The organism is Corynebacterium sp. KPL4015 (assembly GCF_040225725.1).
GTDB classification, from domain to species: Bacteria; Actinomycetota; Actinomycetes; order Mycobacteriales; family Mycobacteriaceae; genus Corynebacterium; species Corynebacterium rhinophilum.
Genome location: NZ_JBEHGF010000013.1, coordinates 17,574 through 33,964, shown reverse-complemented (window position 1 = coordinate 33,964; position 16,391 = coordinate 17,574). Strand labels below are relative to the sequence as shown.

Genomic DNA, 16,391 nt, shown 5'->3' with positions numbered 1-16,391 from the left:
TCTCTCACGCGGAGCGAGGGAGCCGCTTTATCGGCTACTTTGTCCATGGCGCTAGCCCGCGCCACGTAGCCGCGTGATTTTTATCCGCCGAATTGGAAAAGGAGCTTTTGCCTTCATGCCACTGTGGTCGACGCCTAAGTCCCCTATTGCTGAGCGCGTTGCACAACAACACGCCTCTATCGTGGGAACGGAGCCCACCCATGTCGCCAGCGCGCCCGCGACCTGGCCACTTATTGGCGAGCATATCGATCACTATGGGGGCATCGTCGCCGCAAGCTTGTCGGATCTCCGCGCAGCAGCGGCCGTCAGTTCGCGCACGGATGGCATCGTTTCGGTCCACTACATACCGGCTAGCGGGGAGCCTACGCACGATTCCATTAGCCTGCAGGAGGTGGCTGCGCTCGCTGCGGCCCAACAACCCACGACGGACTCTGAGGGCCAACCGGTCATCCCGCCCGCACCAGAAGGAGGGCTTGCCTCGCGCATCGGCGGCATCGTGCACACCATGGTCAACCGCCAGTTACTATCCCGGGAAACGGCTGGGGCGGATATCACCATCGTCAGCGATATCCCTGCCGATATCGGCTTAGGCGCCGCATCGGCGGCGGATGTTGCCGTTGCGCTTGCCTTAATGGGCCCAACCGATAACCTCGACGCGCCGTTGCGCGTGCGCGTTGCGGATGTCTGCACCCAAGGGGTGACCACCTTTGCTCATAAGCCTGCCCTTCGCGCGCGCCACACGGCCGCGCTGCGCAGCAGTGGTGACGGCGTGTGCATCATCGACTATGCCGATGGTTCGGTCACCCATGCGCCACAGGTGGTGGGCCAGGACGTGGTGGCCTTTGCCGTGGCGGTGCCCGGGGACGTTGCGCACGAACAGGAACAGGCAATTAGTGACATCCGCCAACGCCAGCAGTTTATTGATGATGCTTGCCATTCCTTCGGCACGGAGTCGCTGCGTTTATTGCCTGATGCACAGCAGCGAGTGGTGGAGTGGCTCAAAGCCGTACACAAGGTCTACGGCGAGGACGGTCGCCCCAGCATCAATGCGGCTACCGCGTGGATGGCATTTTATGAGGAAGAAACCACCCGTGTGGAGCACTTTGTGCGCTACCTGCGCTCACACCGCCGCAACGAGCTTTTCCCCATTGTCTTGCAATCACAGGCCTCGCTGACCAATATTTATGGCTTCGATTCCGCAGAAAAGCTCGCGGAGCTCGTCACGGTCCGCGGCGCGGTGGCCGCGCGCTCGGCGCACGCGGGACTATCTAGCGCCGTCATTGCTTATGTCCCCAGCAACCGCGCAGAAAACTTCGCGGCAGACCTAGCAGACGATGGGTTCCTGGTGGTCAAACTGGCCGCTGGCGAGCCAGCCAAGGTAGAAGGTTAAGGGCGAATGAGCCGGCCTATAAGCCGGATTCTGTCTAACCACGGCGCCCCAACAAGCGGAACGCCGCGCGGCGAACATCCATCTAGACCAACCGTTGCCAGTTGGTTCCAGCAGCTACCTTCAGGCTCGGGCGAGCAGCCTTAAAACGCCTGATCGGGCCCTGCGACGTGGCAGGGCCGTGATGCCTTGCTCCCGGCGGGGTTTACCCAGCCACCGCCATCGCTGACGGTGCTGGTGCGCTCTTAACGCACCGTTTCACCCTTACCTTGTGGTCCCAACTTGGGTGGAAGCGCAAGTGGAGCCACAAGGCGGTCTACTTTCTGTTGCACTTGCCCGCGGGTCACCCCGGGTTGCCGTTAGCAACCACCGTGCTCTGTGGAGTCCGGACTTTCCTCGGCGCCCACGTAGCAGCACCAACGCTGCCCGTTTGCGGCGACGCGATCGCCCGGCCGGCTCATTCGCGCTCCTTAGTCTAGCGCAGCCCCTCCAGGTGTCCCACATCGTTGAATCCATGCACCATAGAGCCACCGTCCCAGAACTCGACATCTGATAGCGCAGCCAGATCCAAAAACAGGTGTTGGAAGGTGGCCGGGCCCGCGTTCAAGGCTTGGCAGAGGAAGGATTTTATGGGGTTGACGTGGCTGACAATCAGCACCGTCTTGCCGCTATAGCGCCGCTGCAATTCCTTGCGGGCTGCGCGCACGCGACGGTTAACAGCCTGCAGCGATTCCCCGCCGGGGCACGGTGTGGCGGCATCGTGCAGCCATTGCTCGTGTATCTCCGGGTCGCGCTGGTGCGCTTCGGCTGCGGTTTTTCCTTCCCACTCGCCAAAGTCCACCTCGCTCAGGCCCTCTTCGGTCACCACGTCGATATCGCGGCCATGCGCGACGGCGGCCGCCGTTTCCTGGCAGCGCTTCAGCGGCGAGCACACGATGGCGTCGATGGTGGTACCGGCAAGGGTCTGTGCGGCGGCGAGCGCCTGCTTTTTACCCAGTTCAGTAAGCTCCGGATTGGCGCGCCCTGAGTATTGCTTGGCGGCAGACATTTCGGTTTGCCCATGGCGCAGCAGAATGAAACGGGTCTTATCGCCGCGCTCGCCTAGCCAGTCGGAAGGGTGCGGCGCGGAGGTATCCCACTCTTTCTCGCCCTCGGCAGGCGTTGAGTCACCCGGCGCGGCTGCGGACGAAGGCTCGGCGGCAGGCTCATCGGCATCGCTCTTGACAATGCCCACCTTATGCCCCGCCGCGGCCGCGTCCATCGCATCATTGGATAGCGCATCCGCCACCTTGTTTTTTGCGCGCGGGACCCAGTTCATGCTGAAGGAAGAAAACCCGTCGATATGCGTGCGGGCCTTAAGGGCCAGCTTTTGCATATCGGGGTGCTTGATTTTCCAGCGCCCGTTGATCTGTTCCACGACGAGCTTGGAATCCATATAGAACTCCACCTCGCTGGCACCTAGCTCGGAGGCTGCCTCGAGCCCGCGCAATAAGCCGTGGTATTCGGCCACGTTATTGGTGGCCTTGGCACCTACCACATAGACGATTTCACGCAGGGTGGTTGCGCCATCCGCGGCATAAACGACGGTGCCTGAACCGGCTACTCCAGGATTGCCGCGCGAGCCGCCATCGGCGTAGATGATGACCTTCATGATGCCAGGCGCACCAGGTAGGAACCGCAGTCGCTGCACTGTGGCAGCTCATCGGCAGGCGCATTGCGCACGGCGTTTTTATCGGCGGGCGGCAAGACGATGAAGCAGCCACCGCAGGCCCGGTTGGCCTTAAACTGCGCGGCGCCAACGCCGTTTTCTTGCCGCTGCGCGTCGTATTCCTCGAGGACATCGGAGGGCAGCTGTTCGCGCAAATCCGCAATGCGCACGGCGGGGTCGGGCTGGTTATCCGCGGCCTCCTGCGCGGCGTCGGCGGCGCGGCGCAGCATGTCCAGCTTGCGCTCGGAATCCGAGACGCGCGCGCCGTGGACGTCCAAGTTGGAGCGCAGCGCGTGGATCTCGTTGTGGGCTTCTTGCAGCTCACTCATCAGATCCGCGATGCGGGACTTGGTGGCGTAGAGATCGTGCTCGATGTCCTTGCGCTTTTCGGTATCCAATTCGGCACCGAGCTGGCCCTTGTCATCGCGTTCGCGCCTGCGCAGCTTGCGCTCATCGGCCTGGATGCGCAGGATTTCATTTTCCATGTCATCGACTGCCATCTGCGCGGAGCCGGAGGCATCGAGCAAGCGCTTGTGTTCCTGCTGCGCCTTGTCATACTCGACCTTTTCTGGCAGCTCTTTTTCCCCGCCAATGCCTTGCGAGCGTTCCAGGTTGGCCAATTCCAGCAGTACCGGCTGTAGTTCTTGCGATAGTTTCACTTATGACTCCTTTGGGTGCGCGGAGATAGTCCACGGATCAGTACGCAGGCTAATAATTTCCGTATCTAGTTCTAATGCTGCTTCTACGATATCGCTTGCTTGCGCCGTCCAGGGAAATTCGCTGGCCCAGTGGGCTGTATCGATGACGGCTGGTCCCCCGGCGCGCAAATGTTCGTCCACCGGGTGGTGGCGCAGATCGGAGGTGACATAGACATCGACGCCCAGCTTCGCCGCAGCCGCAAGGAAAGAATCCCCGGCGCCGGACGAAACCGCCACGGTGCGCACGGTCTGCTCCGGGTCGCCCGCGGCTCGGATGCCCCACGCGGTTTCGGGCAGGGCGTTGGCCACCTGCTGCGTAAACTCCCGCAGGGTCATCTCGCGGGGCAGCTCGCCCACGCGCCCCAGGCCCAGGGCGGTATCAAGGTCGCCGCTTCCGGCCGTTTCCACGATGTCATAGGCGGGCACCTCATATGGGTGCGCCTCGTGCAGCGCCGCACTCAGCGCGGCCCGCAGCGAGGCGGGAGCCACAAACTCCACCCTTATCTCTTCGCCGCGGTGCAGCTTGCCGATGTCCCCTTCTACCGGGTCCGCGCCCTCCTCCGGCTGGAATTGGCCTGCGCCCGCGATATCGAAGGAGCAGTGAGAATAGGCGCCGATGTGACCTGCGCCGACATCGAAAAGCGCCTGCTTTACCTGCTCCGCACTGCCGGTAGGAATATGCACTCCCCACTTATCGATGGTCTCTGGGGCCTCCGGCACGATGGGCCGCCCCGGATTAATGCCCACGAGCTCCGCGAGCTTATCGTTAACCCCGGGCCGGGCCTTATCGGCGTTGGTGTGGGCGGCAAAAAGCGCCACGCCATTTTTAATCAGGGTGTGTACGACCTTGCCCTTGGGCGTGTCGGCCGCCACGGATTCCACGCCGCGCAGTAGCAGTGGGTGGTGGACTACCAACATATCCGCGCCGAGCTCAACCGCGCGGTCCGCAACCTCTTGGGTGCAGTCCAAAGCAAAGGCGACGGTGCGCACCTCGTCTGCGGGATCGCCGCAAATAAGGCCTACGGCATCCCACTTTTCGGCCAAATGGGGAGGATAGGCCTGGTCCAAAACGCGGCGCACATCGCCCACTCGCACAGCAGACATGGGGATACTCCTTTATGCTCGATTCTTGTAAATTACGCTAGTGCTATATCCTGTCTCCCGCACTACAGTACTATCTGCGCAAAGGGTTTTCGCATGACTGAATCTTCTTCTCACTCAGGTCTCTACCTCGTCTTTGTGTGCACCGGCAATATTTGCCGCTCGCCCATGGCCGAAATCATCGTTCGCGATGAAATGGAAGATGACATGCTCGATCTCCTCGCCACGGTGGATTCCTGCGGGCTCGGCGGCTGGCACGTGGGGCAAGGCGCGGATGAGCGGGCAGTGGCAGAACTGCGCCGCGCCGGACACGATGGGGCCTCTCACCGCGCGTCCAAATTGGGCGAAGAACACATGGACGCCGACCTATTCATTGCGATGGATTCCGGGCACTATGATTCGCTCATCGATCTGGGTATCGAGCCTGCCAAGGTTCGGTTGATGCGCAGCTTCGATCCCAATTCCCCGGAAGGCGCCGAGGTCGCCGACCCCTACTACGGCACCGACGAAGACTTCGAAACCGCGCGCAAGAATATCGAAGCCGCGGTACCCGGCCTGCTGGATTGGATTCGCGAGAACCACGACTAGACTTGGGGGCATGCTAAAGACGTTCCTCAAGCCTGGCTGGGTACTCATGCTGCTTTTCGTGGTGGCATTTTCCTACCTAGCCTTTAGTGTCCTTGCCCCGTGGCAACTGGGAAAGGACGATGACATTGTGGAACGCAATGAAAACATCACCCACGCCTACGAGGCCGATCCTCAGCCGATTGACCAAGTCGTGGACGATAGCGGCGCCATTTCCGGTGACGAATGGTCCCGCACCACGCTCAAGGGGCACTACTTGCCCGAAGATGAGGTGCTGCTTCGCCTGCGCCCCGCCGGTTCCGGCCCGTCCTATCAGTCCTTGGTGCCTTTCCGCACCGATGCGGGCCTGACTATGCTGATTAACCGCGGTTGGGTCAGCGCCGAGGAGGGCAATGCGGTGCCGGATATTCCGCCCGCCCCCTCCGAAGAGTTAACGATTACCGGCATGGTGCGCTCAAATGAGGCCGAGCACAAAACCGCCCCCATCACGCAGGAGGGCTACCAGCAGGTTTACTCCATCCACACCGAGCAGGTGGGATCGCTTATCGGTGCCGACTTAGGCCAAGATTACATCCAGCTCTCCGAGGATCAGCCGGGCGTGCTCAACGCCATGCCCGTCCCACAACTCGATCGCGGCAACCACCTTTCCTACGGCTACCAGTGGATTGCCTTTGGCATCATGGCCCCACTGGGTTTGGGATACTTTATTTGGTCCGAGATCCGCGAGCGCCGCCGCCTGCGCGAAGAAGAAGCCGCCATGCAGGCCCTCAATGCGGATGCAGAATCGCTTGCCGATGCCCCCGCCTCCAGCCTCTCCGCCCACGGCGAGCCTGGAACCGAGGCTGCTACCACCGCCGCTGCCGAAGCCGATACCGCATCTCACGCCGCCGCGCTGCGCAACCGCTCCCGCTACGGCGATTCCAAGCCGGATCACTATGCCAAGCTGAAAAAGCGCCGCCGCGAGCGCTACTAACTTTCCTAGCCCTCCTGACCTGCTTTCGATTTTGTAGTGCTGGCAGACCGGTCCCACATGAGTAATGCGAAGCCCGCTGTTATCTAGGCCGCGAATACCCACCACGCGTGTCCTGCGCCTTGACCATCAAAATAGGACAAGGAACGAACGAGGTACCCCGTTGCGCCAATGGGCATCCGCTGCCCCAATGTAGCCCAGCCAGCAGGGAGCAACCATGGTCCGGTGGCTAGGCCCGAGAGTGGGTTGCCAAGGAAGATAGTAAACACCGCGCCAATTCCCACACCTGCGGTACCGATCACCGCAGCTAGGCCTGCCGTGAGCAATGAAGTGGAAAGAATACCCAGCGCGATGGCCAACCATTCCATACCAAAATTAAAGTGCCCCGAGTTTGAGAGTGTCTAATGGTTTGTGTGTAGGTTCCCAACCTGCATAAGGAGATAAGCCGAGCAGGGACCTTCCGTTAGTAGACATTTGACTCGGCAACTACTTCATCAGAATCGGGACCAAACAAAACAATTCTTTGTTCTATGGAGCTAGCAACTACTTCAAAAAGTCGCGCAGCCGCTCCAGTATCAGTTTGTTCATAAACATCGACAACCGTTTCATATTCGTCGATATCTGGTTTCAAATCCCAAAACGCAGTTACATAAGCACCACTAGGAGTGTTAAATCTGTAAGTTTCCTGGGAATCATCATCAGATTTTAGGTTAAGGCACTCTCCAGCTGTATCGAGAATCTTAATTACTCTAGCCAGCCGAGCATCAGTAACAAAAGCTATACTTTCCGCCACGTTTCCGTTTCACCGCCTTATTATCCTGTGAAACAGTAATTATTTCCTAAACGCGATCATACGGTCCTGACCCCGGAAAGTGGACACACCAAGCAGCACAAGCCACCAACGGCCATGGAGACGACCGACCAGCATGTTTCAACAGCGGCATCGACTCTAGCTACAACCACTCTATGGGAATATACAAAGGTCACATGCTCTAAACCACACACCCCACCAACACAAAATGTCATTTAGGCCGGATGCCGCATGGTTGTAGTAAAAATATTAAAGACCCCCTCTTCGATTTCTCGAAAAGCGGGGTCTAATTTGGTGCGGCCTGAGGGGATCGAACCCCCGACCTATTGGGTGTAAACCAATTGCTCTTCCAGCTGAGCTAAAGCCGCATGCGCCCTTGCGCTGTTATGTACAGTAGCGCAGGATTGTGAAGCTACACAAATCAGCTGGTGAAAGCTATTTTTTGGTGTAACCGCGCGGTACCAGGCAGGAACCTTGCCACTCGCCCAAGCGCTCAGCTTTGGTCTGCACCAAGCCGGCGAGCTGTGCCGATTCAGAAATGAGACCAGGCTCAATAGTGCCAGGCTTGCCAGCGCCTGGGGTCAGCAACCATACGGAACCGTTATCCGCGAGCGGGCGGATGGCATCCACCAAGCCGTCCACGAGGTCGCCGTCTTCCTCGCGCCACCAAAGAAGGACTACATCGCACAGCTCATCATTTTCCTCTTCGAGGAAATCCTCACCGAGTACGGCTTCGATAGATTCAGAGATTGTGGTGTCACAATCCTCGTCCCAACCAAGCTCTAGAGCGATTTGCCCTTCCTTGATTCCGAGCTTGACTGCAGCGTCAGCCACTATGCATTTCCTTCCTTATTCGGTGAATTCTTGCTCACGCCCGGCCCGCGCTTGGCGGAGAGGGCGTGTGTTATTACATGTAGTTTAACGTCCCAGGGCGTCTTTTACTTGCTATAGCACTCCTTTCCCCCAATTTGCAGGCCCTTTTCTGCTCACACCGGCGCCTGTTTTGTGGGAGAACTAGCGCCGTTTAGGGGCCTACTACCCACGTTTGCACGCCGAGCTAGGAAAGCAAACCGCAGGTTATAGGGGGTGCATCGGAAAGCGCGGCGTTTTATCCGACCTAGACTCCCACTCGCGATCTGGGAACGCGTATCGTAGGGGATAAACTCTGCAGACCCTTAATTAGGAGGTTTACATGGCCGAGAAGGACCCCGCCAAGGGCGATTCCAACTTCCCGCTTATCCGCGATGGTGTTGCATCGTACCTTCACGACAGCGACCCAGAAGAAACTCGCGAGTGGATGGATTCCCTCGATGGTCTGCTGGACCATTCTGACCAAGAACGCGCACGCTACCTGATGCTGCGCCTTCTGGAGCGCGCCACCGCCAAGCGCGTGGAGCTTCCCTCGTTGACGTCGACGGACTTCGTCAACACCATCCCCACCAACATGGAGCCGGAATTTCCTGGCGATGAAGAACTAGAAAAGCGCTACCGCCGTTGGATCCGCTGGAACGCTGCCATCATGGTGCACCGCGCGCAGCGCCCCGGCATCGGCGTGGGCGGCCACATCTCCACCTACGCGGGTGCCGCCCCGTTGTACGAAGTCGGCCTCAACCACTTCTTCAAGGGTAAGGACGATCCTTCAGGCGGCGACCAGGTCTTCTTCCAGGGACATGCCTCCCCGGGCATGTACGCCCGCGCTTACATGGAAGGTCGCCTTTCTGAGGAAGACCTCGATGGCTTCCGCCAGGAAGTCTCCCTTGGTGAAGGCAAGGGTCTGCCCTCCTACCCGCACCCGCGCCTGATGCCATGGTTCTGGGAGTTTCCCACCGTGTCCATGGGCATTGGCCCGATGAACGCCATTTACCAGGCACGTTTTAATAAGTACCTGGAAACCCGCGGTATCAAGGACACCTCCAAGCAGCACGTTTGGGCTTTCTTGGGCGATGGCGAAATGGACGAGCCAGAATCCCGCGGCCTGCTGCAAACCGCTGCTCTGTACGAGCTGGATAACCTCACCTTCGTCATTAACTGCAACCTGCAGCGCCTCGACGGTCCAGTGCGCGGTAATACCCAGATCATCCAGGAGCTGGAGTCCTTCTTCCGCGGCGCCGGCTGGGACGTTATCAAGGTCATTTGGGGCCGCGGCTGGGACAAGCTGCTGGAAAAGGACACCGAAGGTGCCCTCGTCAACATCATGAATACCACCTCTGATGGCGACTACCAGACCTTCAAGGCCAATGACGGCGCTTATGTGCGCGAGCACTTCTTCGGCCGCGATGAGCGCACCGCAAAGCTGGTAGAAGACTTCTCCGATGACGAGATTTGGGCACTGCGCCGCGGCGGCCACGACTATCGCAAGGTCTACGCAGCGTACGCTCGAGCCCTGGAGAACAAGGGTTCCGGCAAGCCGACCGTCATCTTGGCCCACACCATTAAGGGCTACGGCTTGGGTCACAACTTCGAGGGCCGCAACGCTACCCACCAGATGAAGAAGCTGACGCTGGAGGATCTCAAGAACTTCCGTGATAAGCAGGAAATCCCCTTCTCCGATGAAGAGCTGGAAAAGGATCCCTACCTGCCGCCGTACTACCACCCGGGCAAGGATTCCCCGGAGATCAAGTACATGCTGGAGCGCCGTAAAGAGCTCGGCGGCTTCCTGCCCGAGCGTCGCACGGACTTCACCCCATTGGAAGCACCTTCCTTGGACAAGCTGCGCTCCGTGCGCAAGGGCTCTGGCAAGCAAGAAGTCGCTACCACCATGGCCTTGGTGCGCACCTTCAAGGAGGTCATGCGCAATAAGGAACTGGGCAAGCGCATCGTGCCCATCATCCCGGATGAGGCTCGTACCTTCGGCATGGACTCCTGGTTCCCCACCATGAAGATCTGGAACCCGCGCGGCCAGAACTACGTGCCGGTGGACCACGACCTGATGTTGTCCTACCGCGAGGCCACCGATGGCCAAATTATGCACGAGGGCATTTCTGAGGCCGGTGCGGCAGCATCCTTTACCGCCGCCGCTACCTCGTATGCCACCCAGGGCGAAGCCATGATCCCGCTGTACATCTTCTACTCGATGTTCGGCTTCCAGCGCACTGGCGATGCCTTCTGGGCCGCCGGCGACCAGATGGGCCGCGGCTTCATCATCGGCGCTACCGCCGGCCGCACCACCCTGACCGGTGAGGGCCTGCAGCACATGGATGGCCACTCCCCTGTCTTGGCAGCCACCAACCCTGCGGTCATTTCTTATGACCCGGCCTTCGGTTTTGAGGTTGCACACCTGGTAGCGCGCGGTATCGAGCGCATGTACGGCGAGGACAATGAGCCGGTCATGTACTACCTCACCGTGTACAACGAGCCAGTCCACCAGCCGGCCGAGCCGGAAAACTTGGATGTGGAGGGCCTGCACAAGGGCATCTACCACTTCAATACTGCCGAGAACGGCTCCACCCCGGCCAATATCCTGGCTTCGGGTGTTGGCGTGCACGAGGCTCTTCGCGCACAGGAGATGCTGGCTGAGGATTACGATGTCAAGGCTTCGCTATTCTCCGTGACCTCTTGGAACGAGTTGGCCCGCGACGGTGCCCGCCGCAATAAGGAAGCGCTGCGCAAGGGCGAAGAGCCTTCCGAGGCATTCGCTACCTCCCAGCTCAAGGACTTCGAGGGCCCATTCGTTGGTGTCTCGGACTTCACCACCGAGCTGCAGGAGCAGATTCGCCCCTACGTCCCAGGTACCTACATCACCTTGGGCGCAGACGGCTTCGGCTTCTCCGATACGCGCGAGGGTGCCCGCCGCTTCTTCAACAATGACGCGGAATCCATCGTCGTCGCAGTGCTCGATGGCCTTGCCCGCGATGGCAAGATTGAGCGCTCCGTCGTAGAAAAGGCGGCCTCCGAGCTGAAGTTGGACGACCCAACTGCACCTAATAGCGGCGAGTAATATCGCCCGCACCTCCACAATGGAGATGTAGCTCAGGCGCTTCCGGCTTAATGCTGGAAGCGCCTGAATTGTTTTTCGCCCCATCCCCCCTAACCAGTACCGCGTGAGCCTATTTCTCCTATGTCACGCACCAATCGCTACTACACTGGTCATTATGGCAAATGACCTCAGTGCCCAATTGCAGGCAAAGTTTCAGGGTTCTGACCCAGATAAGGACCACGACCCGGATCGGGATACGCTGGGCGAGCTCATCGCCCTCATCGTCAAAGTCACCGATACCGAGGCCGAACTTGGCAAAGACACCGCGCTTTCTGATGTCGGCGTTGAATCCCTAGAGCTTATAGAGCTCACCGTGCGTGCAGAAGAGCTCTTTAAGGTGCGACTTACTGAGGAAACAATGCTTAACTGCGAGACCATCGGCGATATCGCTGACTATTTGGAGGACCACCAATGATTTCTTACCTATCCGATATGGACGGCGTACTCATCAAGGAAGGGGAAATGATCCCCGGCGCCGATAAATTCATACAGGCGCTGAAGGATAACGATATTGAGTACATGGTGCTCACTAATAACTCCATGTCCACCCCGCGCGACTTGGCAGCGCGGCTGCGTAATACCGGACTGGATATTCCGGCCGAGCGCATCTGGACCTCTGCCACGGCGACGGCAAACTTCTTGGCCACCCAGGCCAGCTCCAGCAAGGCCTACGTCGTGGGAGAGTCCGGCCTGACCACCGCGCTGCACGAGGCCGGTTGGATCCTCACCAATGATGACGCCGATTTCGTGGTCCTTGGTGAAACCCGCACCTACTCCTTTGAGGCAATTACCACCGCTATCAACCTCATCCGCAATGGCGCCCGCTTCATCGCCACCAACCCGGACGTTACGGGCCCTGCTCCCGAAGGTGTGCTCCCAGCAACTGGCGCGGTAGCAGCATTGATCACCGCCGCTACCAACCGGGAGCCCTACTACGTGGGAAAGCCCAACCCTGTCATGATGCGCTCGGCCCTCAATCACATCGGCGCACACTCTGAAAACACCATCATGATTGGTGATCGCATGGATACCGATGTCAAGGCGGGCCTAGAGGCCGGTATGCGCTCCATTTTGGTGCGCTCCGGCATTTCCGATGACCGCGAGATCTCCCGCTACCCGTATCGCCCCACCGCCGTGTTTAAGTCTGTTGCGGAAATTCCCGATAAGATCATGGATCCTTTCGCCGACGAGGAATCCTAAACGGCACCCCGCCGCGCGACCTAGCTCGTGCGGCTCGGCTCACATGGCCGCGCTCGAGCCGATTCGCTCGAGCGCTTTAGCTAAAACGCACGGTGGCACTAAAACCATAGCGTTGCGCAAGATAGCACACCGAACTCTCGAGCGCGGCAAGCTCCGCCTCGGTTCCGGTGAGCACCTGATGGCAGCCAATGCCGATGCCGGAATCAATCTCCGGCCCCATGGCCTCACCTCGCACGAGTGCCTCCATAGAGATCTCATCGCGGTACCACCGAGTACACCACTGGGCGGTCAGCGGGTCATCGCCTGGGACGATGAACTCCGATTCGGTGCGAATGCACCGATCCATGGCGCGCTCTACTTCCGGGCGCAGCGCACGCGGCATCCCAGAAATTTTCAGCACACCAGTGACCACGACGGCCGCGCCGTTGCGGCTGGGCCACGTGTAGTTGGAGGCCGGTTGATCAACCGGCACTGTATTGACGCAAGTATTCATAGCCGATATCTCCCTCGACAAATCACCACTGCGAACCACACGCATGGCATGCGGCGCAGTGCAAGACGAGCTTCGTCTTCCCCAACGAACTGTCATTTGCGTCTGGACCCAATTTTCCTGCGTCACACCACCCTCTACAACCCTCAACTTTCACTTCAACCCCCAAGTTCTAAACCTCAACCCAAAGTCCAGACTGTGATTAAAGTGACTAAAGAAATTGAAGTTACAACAGTGAAATTTGAGAGATTTACCCCCTCAAACCATTCGCCCCGAAGCGACTTCCTGACAGAATCCGTTCACACGGCAGGTACCAGCAGAAACGCTTACCCAATAGCGCTCATCCCCTGAAACCTCGGCCGAAAACTGCCCCAATCCCGATAGAAGCGAAGCCCTCCAAAAAGCCCCGGGGCGTAAACCCACAGCGGGGGTAGCTAGCTGTCCCACCCCACCCCCACACCCAGCCTTATAGAAAACGCGCAAGCCGCAGCGGATAGTCGATATACATTTATTTGTAACTAAGAAACAGTTTGACACCGTCCACCCACGCTGCCTATACTGAGATAAATTCAAACAATCCGGTTTGAGTGCACCCCTACAGAAAGGTACAACCATGCCTGACATGCCTGAAACGTATTCTTCGTCCGATTTCGGCTTCGATCTTCTGAGCGCCTTTGACGGCTTCTTCACCCAAATCGCCATGATCCTAGAGAAGATCGTCGGCCAATCCCTGTTCTAAATAGAGCAGCTTTAAGCTCCCCACTCCACTGGAATGGGGAGCTTTTCCCGTTTTCCTATTAAGGAAAACTGCGAAGAAGCCTCTTATAGCGCCTGCCAGATCTTCGTATTGGTTTCATTCCACAGCGGCTTTGCCCAATCGCCAAAATCTCGGTCCGTTAATGCCACCATGGCGTAGTCGCCGGCCAGCCAGAGGTAGGTTCCGGACATGCCGAAGTGCCCAGTGGCATCGGCAGGCAGTGCTCCCATCCAATGGTCTTTCTCACCGCGGATCTCAAATCCAAGCCCCCAGGTGCAATCCTTAAAGCTCCCGTAACCAGGCACAATGCCGCGCAAACCAGCAAAGTGAACGCGGCGCATATCGGCCACGGTGCTGGAGTGCAAGAGCTGCGGGTCGTGGACCTCGGCAGCAAATGCAGCGAGATCCTCCACAGTGGAAACCAAGCCGTGCCCAGCCGAGCCCTCTAAGCGGGTGGAGGACATTCCAAGCGGCTCGCACACGCCTTCGCGCAGGTACTCTGCAAACTCGATGCCGGTGGCTTCTTCTACGATCTCTGCCGCCCATTCATAACCGGCAGAAGAATAGATACGCCGCTCGCCCACTGGTTTTTGTTGCTCGCGCGAATCGAACTTCACGCCCGAGGCGTGCGCGAGCAAATGCTCGAGGGTAGAACCTTCCGGACCGGCGGGCTGCTTCAAATCCACCGCACCTTCTTCCACTGCCATCATCACCGCGTACGCCGATACCAGCTTGGTAACTGAGGCAACCGGAAACTGGCGCGAAGTATCTCCTACCGTATCTATCGACTCACCGCTGTGGATCAACGCTCCAGCCACGGTATCTACGGGCCATTGACTTATCTGCTGCAACTCGCTCATGACTTCCAGCCTACTGTGCTCTAGGCCTCAGAATAAGGTGTGCCGATCGGTGCGGAGGTAAACCCGTGGTTACTGATTAAGGAATTTCTGGTGTAATGCAGCCTGAGCGGTTGCAGGCCCTTTCTATCTAAGAAACCTTATGAATATGACTAGCAGAAACCACAGCACGCAATCAGAGATGTCTCATGTCAACCGCCGCAAATTCCTCCAAACCAGCGGCACCGTCGGCGCCGCCCTGGCGCTGACCACCACTGCCAGCACGGCCAACGCCAGCACTGCTCATGCACAAAGCAGCCTTTCCTCGCGCCCAGAACCACACATGGTAGAGCCCACGCTCGGTGAACGCCCCTTCCTGCACGGCGTAGCCTCGGGAGATCCCATTCCAGATTCCGTTGTTTTGTGGACACGCGTGACACCAGATGCAGATGCGATGCCTGGCTCCGGTGCGGGCGCGCCTACCACCGTGGAATGGGAAATTGCGCGGGATGAGGAGTTTAGGGACATCGTCAAGCACGGCGAAGTCACCACCGATCCTGCACAGGATCACACCGTCCACGTGGATCCTCACGGCCTCGAACCAGAAAGCGTGTATTACTTCCGCTTTCATGCCCAAGATAAAATCTCCCCCGTAGGTCGCACCAAAACCGCACCGGCGGTTACGGCATCCCCAGAGGAGCTAACCTTTGGTGTGGCCAGCTGTGCCAACTGGGAGTCCGGTTTCTTTCAAGCCTATGGTGATATCGCAAAGCGCGGACGAGCCGGGCAACTAGATTATATGGTCTTTCTAGGAGACTATATTTACGAATACCCACAGCGCGAGTACGCCGGTTTCGGTCCAGTGCGCCTGCACCACCCAGCGCATGAGATTACGACGCTGGAAGATTATCGCACGCGCCTTGGCCGCTACCGCACCGATGAAAATCTCCAAGCGGCGCATGCTGCCCTGCCGTGGATCGCGGTCTGGGATGACCACGAAACCGCAGATAATTCTTGGAGGGACGGCGCCCATAACCACACGGAGGGGAAAGAAGGCGCGTGGATCGATCGCCGCAACGCCGCGATGCAGGCCTACTTTGAATGGATGCCGGTACGGGCAAGTAATCCTTCCAATGATGGCCATCTCTACCGGTGCTTGACCTTTGGGGATCTTGTGGAACTGACCATGATGGATCTGCGCACGTACCGCGATAAACAGATACTCTTTGGACCTGCCAGGATGGCCTCGGAGGGGCGAAGCATGCTCGGTTCGGAGCAGTACGACTGGCTGGTCAACAAGATCGATACCTCCGCCGCCGCGTGGAATATGCTGGGCAACTCCGTCATGTTCTCCCCCATGAACCTGGCTACCCTGCAGCGCGACGACAAGCTAGCACCCGTATCATCCTCACTGTCATCCAATATCACCGGCATTCCCGTCAATGGCGACCAATGGGATGGATACTCGGCAGAACGCCGGATGCTTATCGATGCCCTTGCGAAGCACGACTCCCACGCCCTCTTTGTTACCGGCGATATCCACTCCGAATGGGCGCATAATATCAGCAAGGATGGGCACATCTTCGGGGCCGAAATGGTGTGCTCATCTGTCTCCGCGCCCAATGTCAACGAACAGCTTCACTTACCCGAGGACAACGAGCTTTCCAAGTTGGCAGAGAGGTTCCTTTTGGAGGCAAACCCTCATACACGCCACGTAAACCTCGATCACCACGGATATAGCTACGTCACCATCCGCCCGGATTCTGCGGAAATGCACTGGCTGCGCGTTGAGGATCTCCTCAATCCCGCCGCACCAGTAAACGAAGCCGTCACGCTGACATGGCGCCCGGATCAGGGATTCAATTCTTAATT

15 protein-coding genes, 1 tRNA gene and 1 other RNA gene are annotated in these 16,391 nt (G+C 58.7%); 7 read left to right on the top strand and 10 right to left on the bottom strand.

Annotated elements, in window-relative coordinates; all coding sequences use genetic code 11:
- The first annotated feature begins 115 nt into the window (after nt 1–115).
- Nucleotides 116–1,390 (top strand): galactokinase family protein, encoded by a 1,275-nt coding sequence (locus ABRP64_RS06445; RefSeq protein ID WP_349865883.1) that lies wholly within the window; start codon nt 116–118, stop codon nt 1,388–1,390.
- A 3-nt stretch (nt 1,391–1,393) separates the two neighbouring features.
- On the opposite strand, the gene rnpB is transcribed toward ABRP64_RS06445, so the two are convergent.
- The 4 genes from rnpB to ABRP64_RS06425 form a co-directional block, all read right to left on the bottom strand.
- Nucleotides 1,394–1,847: RNase P RNA component class A (gene rnpB, locus ABRP64_RS06440), an RNA gene on the bottom strand.
- 15 nt (nt 1,848–1,862) lie between these two features.
- Nucleotides 1,863–3,038: a bifunctional RNase H/acid phosphatase gene (locus tag ABRP64_RS06435; RefSeq protein ID WP_349865901.1), complete on the bottom strand. Its 1,176-nt coding sequence runs from the start codon at nt 3,036–3,038 to the stop codon at nt 1,863–1,865.
- Nucleotides 3,035–3,754, bottom strand: coding sequence for a zinc ribbon domain-containing protein (locus ABRP64_RS06430; protein ID WP_023017184.1), 720 nt, complete (start codon nt 3,752–3,754; stop codon nt 3,035–3,037). The genes ABRP64_RS06435 and ABRP64_RS06430 overlap by 4 nt, the downstream gene beginning before the upstream one ends.
- Nucleotides 3,755–4,897 (bottom strand): Nif3-like dinuclear metal center hexameric protein, encoded by a 1,143-nt coding sequence (locus tag ABRP64_RS06425; RefSeq protein ID WP_349865880.1) that lies wholly within the window; start codon nt 4,895–4,897, stop codon nt 3,755–3,757.
- Between the two features lie 93 nt (nt 4,898–4,990).
- On the opposite strand from ABRP64_RS06425, the gene ABRP64_RS06420 reads away from it, so the two are divergent.
- Both ABRP64_RS06420 and ABRP64_RS06415 read left to right on the top strand, forming a co-directional pair.
- The gene (locus tag ABRP64_RS06420) at nt 4,991–5,482 is read left to right on the top strand and encodes a low molecular weight protein-tyrosine-phosphatase (protein WP_349865878.1); all 492 of its coding nucleotides are present in this window, start codon (nt 4,991–4,993) and stop codon (nt 5,480–5,482) included.
- A gap of 10 nt (nt 5,483–5,492) precedes the next feature.
- Nucleotides 5,493–6,452: an SURF1 family cytochrome oxidase biogenesis protein gene (locus ABRP64_RS06415; protein WP_349865876.1), complete on the top strand. Its 960-nt coding sequence runs from the start codon at nt 5,493–5,495 to the stop codon at nt 6,450–6,452.
- A gap of 83 nt (nt 6,453–6,535) precedes the next feature.
- Here the strand turns inward: ABRP64_RS06415 and ABRP64_RS06410 are convergent, their stop codons facing one another.
- The 4 genes from ABRP64_RS06410 to ABRP64_RS06395 all read right to left on the bottom strand — a co-directional run bounded on the left by ABRP64_RS06410 (nt 6,536) and on the right by ABRP64_RS06395 (nt 8,094).
- Nucleotides 6,536–6,817 (bottom strand): hypothetical protein, encoded by a 282-nt coding sequence (locus ABRP64_RS06410; protein WP_349835602.1) that lies wholly within the window; start codon nt 6,815–6,817, stop codon nt 6,536–6,538.
- A 95-nt stretch (nt 6,818–6,912) separates the two neighbouring features.
- Nucleotides 6,913–7,242 (bottom strand): hypothetical protein, encoded by a 330-nt coding sequence (locus ABRP64_RS06405; RefSeq protein WP_237791676.1) that lies wholly within the window; start codon nt 7,240–7,242, stop codon nt 6,913–6,915.
- 310 nt (nt 7,243–7,552) lie between these two features.
- Nucleotides 7,553–7,628, bottom strand: a tRNA-Val gene (locus ABRP64_RS06400).
- 67 nt (nt 7,629–7,695) lie between these two features.
- Complete coding sequence (locus ABRP64_RS06395) at nt 7,696–8,094, bottom strand: DUF3052 domain-containing protein (protein WP_284782375.1); 399 nt, start codon at nt 8,092–8,094, stop codon at nt 7,696–7,698.
- 358 nt (nt 8,095–8,452) lie between these two features.
- Between ABRP64_RS06395 and aceE the strand changes: the two genes are divergently transcribed.
- The 3 genes from aceE (at nt 8,453) to ABRP64_RS06380 (ending at nt 12,436) form a co-directional block, all read left to right on the top strand.
- Nucleotides 8,453–11,197: a pyruvate dehydrogenase (acetyl-transferring), homodimeric type gene (aceE, locus tag ABRP64_RS06390; protein ID WP_284782373.1), complete on the top strand. Its 2,745-nt coding sequence runs from the start codon at nt 8,453–8,455 to the stop codon at nt 11,195–11,197.
- Nucleotides 11,198–11,351: 154 nt separating this feature from the next.
- A complete protein-coding gene (locus tag ABRP64_RS06385) occupies nt 11,352–11,651 on the top strand; it encodes an acyl carrier protein (protein ID WP_284769452.1) in 300 nt (99 codons plus the stop codon).
- Entirely contained in the window at nt 11,648–12,436 is a 789-nt protein-coding gene (locus tag ABRP64_RS06380; RefSeq protein WP_284769451.1) for an HAD-IIA family hydrolase, read from the top strand. The genes ABRP64_RS06385 and ABRP64_RS06380 overlap by 4 nt, the downstream gene beginning before the upstream one ends.
- A 76-nt stretch (nt 12,437–12,512) precedes the next feature.
- On the opposite strand, the gene ABRP64_RS06375 is transcribed toward ABRP64_RS06380, so the two are convergent.
- Nucleotides 12,513–12,929: a hypothetical protein gene (locus ABRP64_RS06375; RefSeq protein WP_284769450.1), complete on the bottom strand. Its 417-nt coding sequence runs from the start codon at nt 12,927–12,929 to the stop codon at nt 12,513–12,515.
- An 819-nt stretch (nt 12,930–13,748) separates the two neighbouring features.
- Complete coding sequence (locus ABRP64_RS06370) at nt 13,749–14,543, bottom strand: serine hydrolase domain-containing protein (protein WP_284850119.1); 795 nt, start codon at nt 14,541–14,543, stop codon at nt 13,749–13,751.
- 145 nt (nt 14,544–14,688) lie between these two features.
- Between ABRP64_RS06370 and ABRP64_RS06365 the strand changes: the two genes are divergently transcribed.
- The gene (locus ABRP64_RS06365; RefSeq protein ID WP_284850118.1) at nt 14,689–16,389 is read left to right on the top strand and encodes an alkaline phosphatase D family protein; all 1,701 of its coding nucleotides are present in this window, start codon (nt 14,689–14,691) and stop codon (nt 16,387–16,389) included.
- Nucleotides 16,390–16,391: the final 2 nt, after the last annotated feature.

Excerpts from the sequence above, each read along its gene's own strand:
- ABRP64_RS06375 (WP_284769450.1), bottom strand. The coding sequence starts at position 12,929 with ATGAATACTTGCGTCAATACAGTGCCGGTTGATCAACCGGCCTCCAAC.
- ABRP64_RS06415 (WP_349865876.1), top strand. The coding sequence starts at position 5,493 with ATGCTAAAGACGTTCCTCAAGCCTGGCTGGGTACTCATGCTGCTTTTC.
- aceE (WP_284782373.1), top strand. The coding sequence starts at position 8,453 with ATGGCCGAGAAGGACCCCGCCAAGGGCGATTCCAACTTCCCGCTTATC.
- ABRP64_RS06445 (WP_349865883.1), top strand. The coding sequence starts at position 116 with ATGCCACTGTGGTCGACGCCTAAGTCCCCTATTGCTGAGCGCGTTGCA.
- ABRP64_RS06410 (WP_349835602.1), bottom strand. The coding sequence starts at position 6,817 with ATGGAATGGTTGGCCATCGCGCTGGGTATTCTTTCCACTTCATTGCTC.
- ABRP64_RS06370 (WP_284850119.1), bottom strand. The coding sequence starts at position 14,543 with ATGAGCGAGTTGCAGCAGATAAGTCAATGGCCCGTAGATACCGTGGCT.
- ABRP64_RS06380 (WP_284769451.1), top strand. The coding sequence starts at position 11,648 with ATGATTTCTTACCTATCCGATATGGACGGCGTACTCATCAAGGAAGGG.
- ABRP64_RS06365 (WP_284850118.1), top strand. The coding sequence starts at position 14,689 with ATGACTAGCAGAAACCACAGCACGCAATCAGAGATGTCTCATGTCAAC.
- ABRP64_RS06425 (WP_349865880.1), bottom strand. The coding sequence starts at position 4,897 with ATGTCTGCTGTGCGAGTGGGCGATGTGCGCCGCGTTTTGGACCAGGCC.
- ABRP64_RS06420 (WP_349865878.1), top strand. The coding sequence starts at position 4,991 with ATGACTGAATCTTCTTCTCACTCAGGTCTCTACCTCGTCTTTGTGTGC.
- ABRP64_RS06435 (WP_349865901.1), bottom strand. The coding sequence starts at position 3,038 with ATGAAGGTCATCATCTACGCCGATGGCGGCTCGCGCGGCAATCCTGGA.
- ABRP64_RS06385 (WP_284769452.1), top strand. The coding sequence starts at position 11,352 with ATGGCAAATGACCTCAGTGCCCAATTGCAGGCAAAGTTTCAGGGTTCT.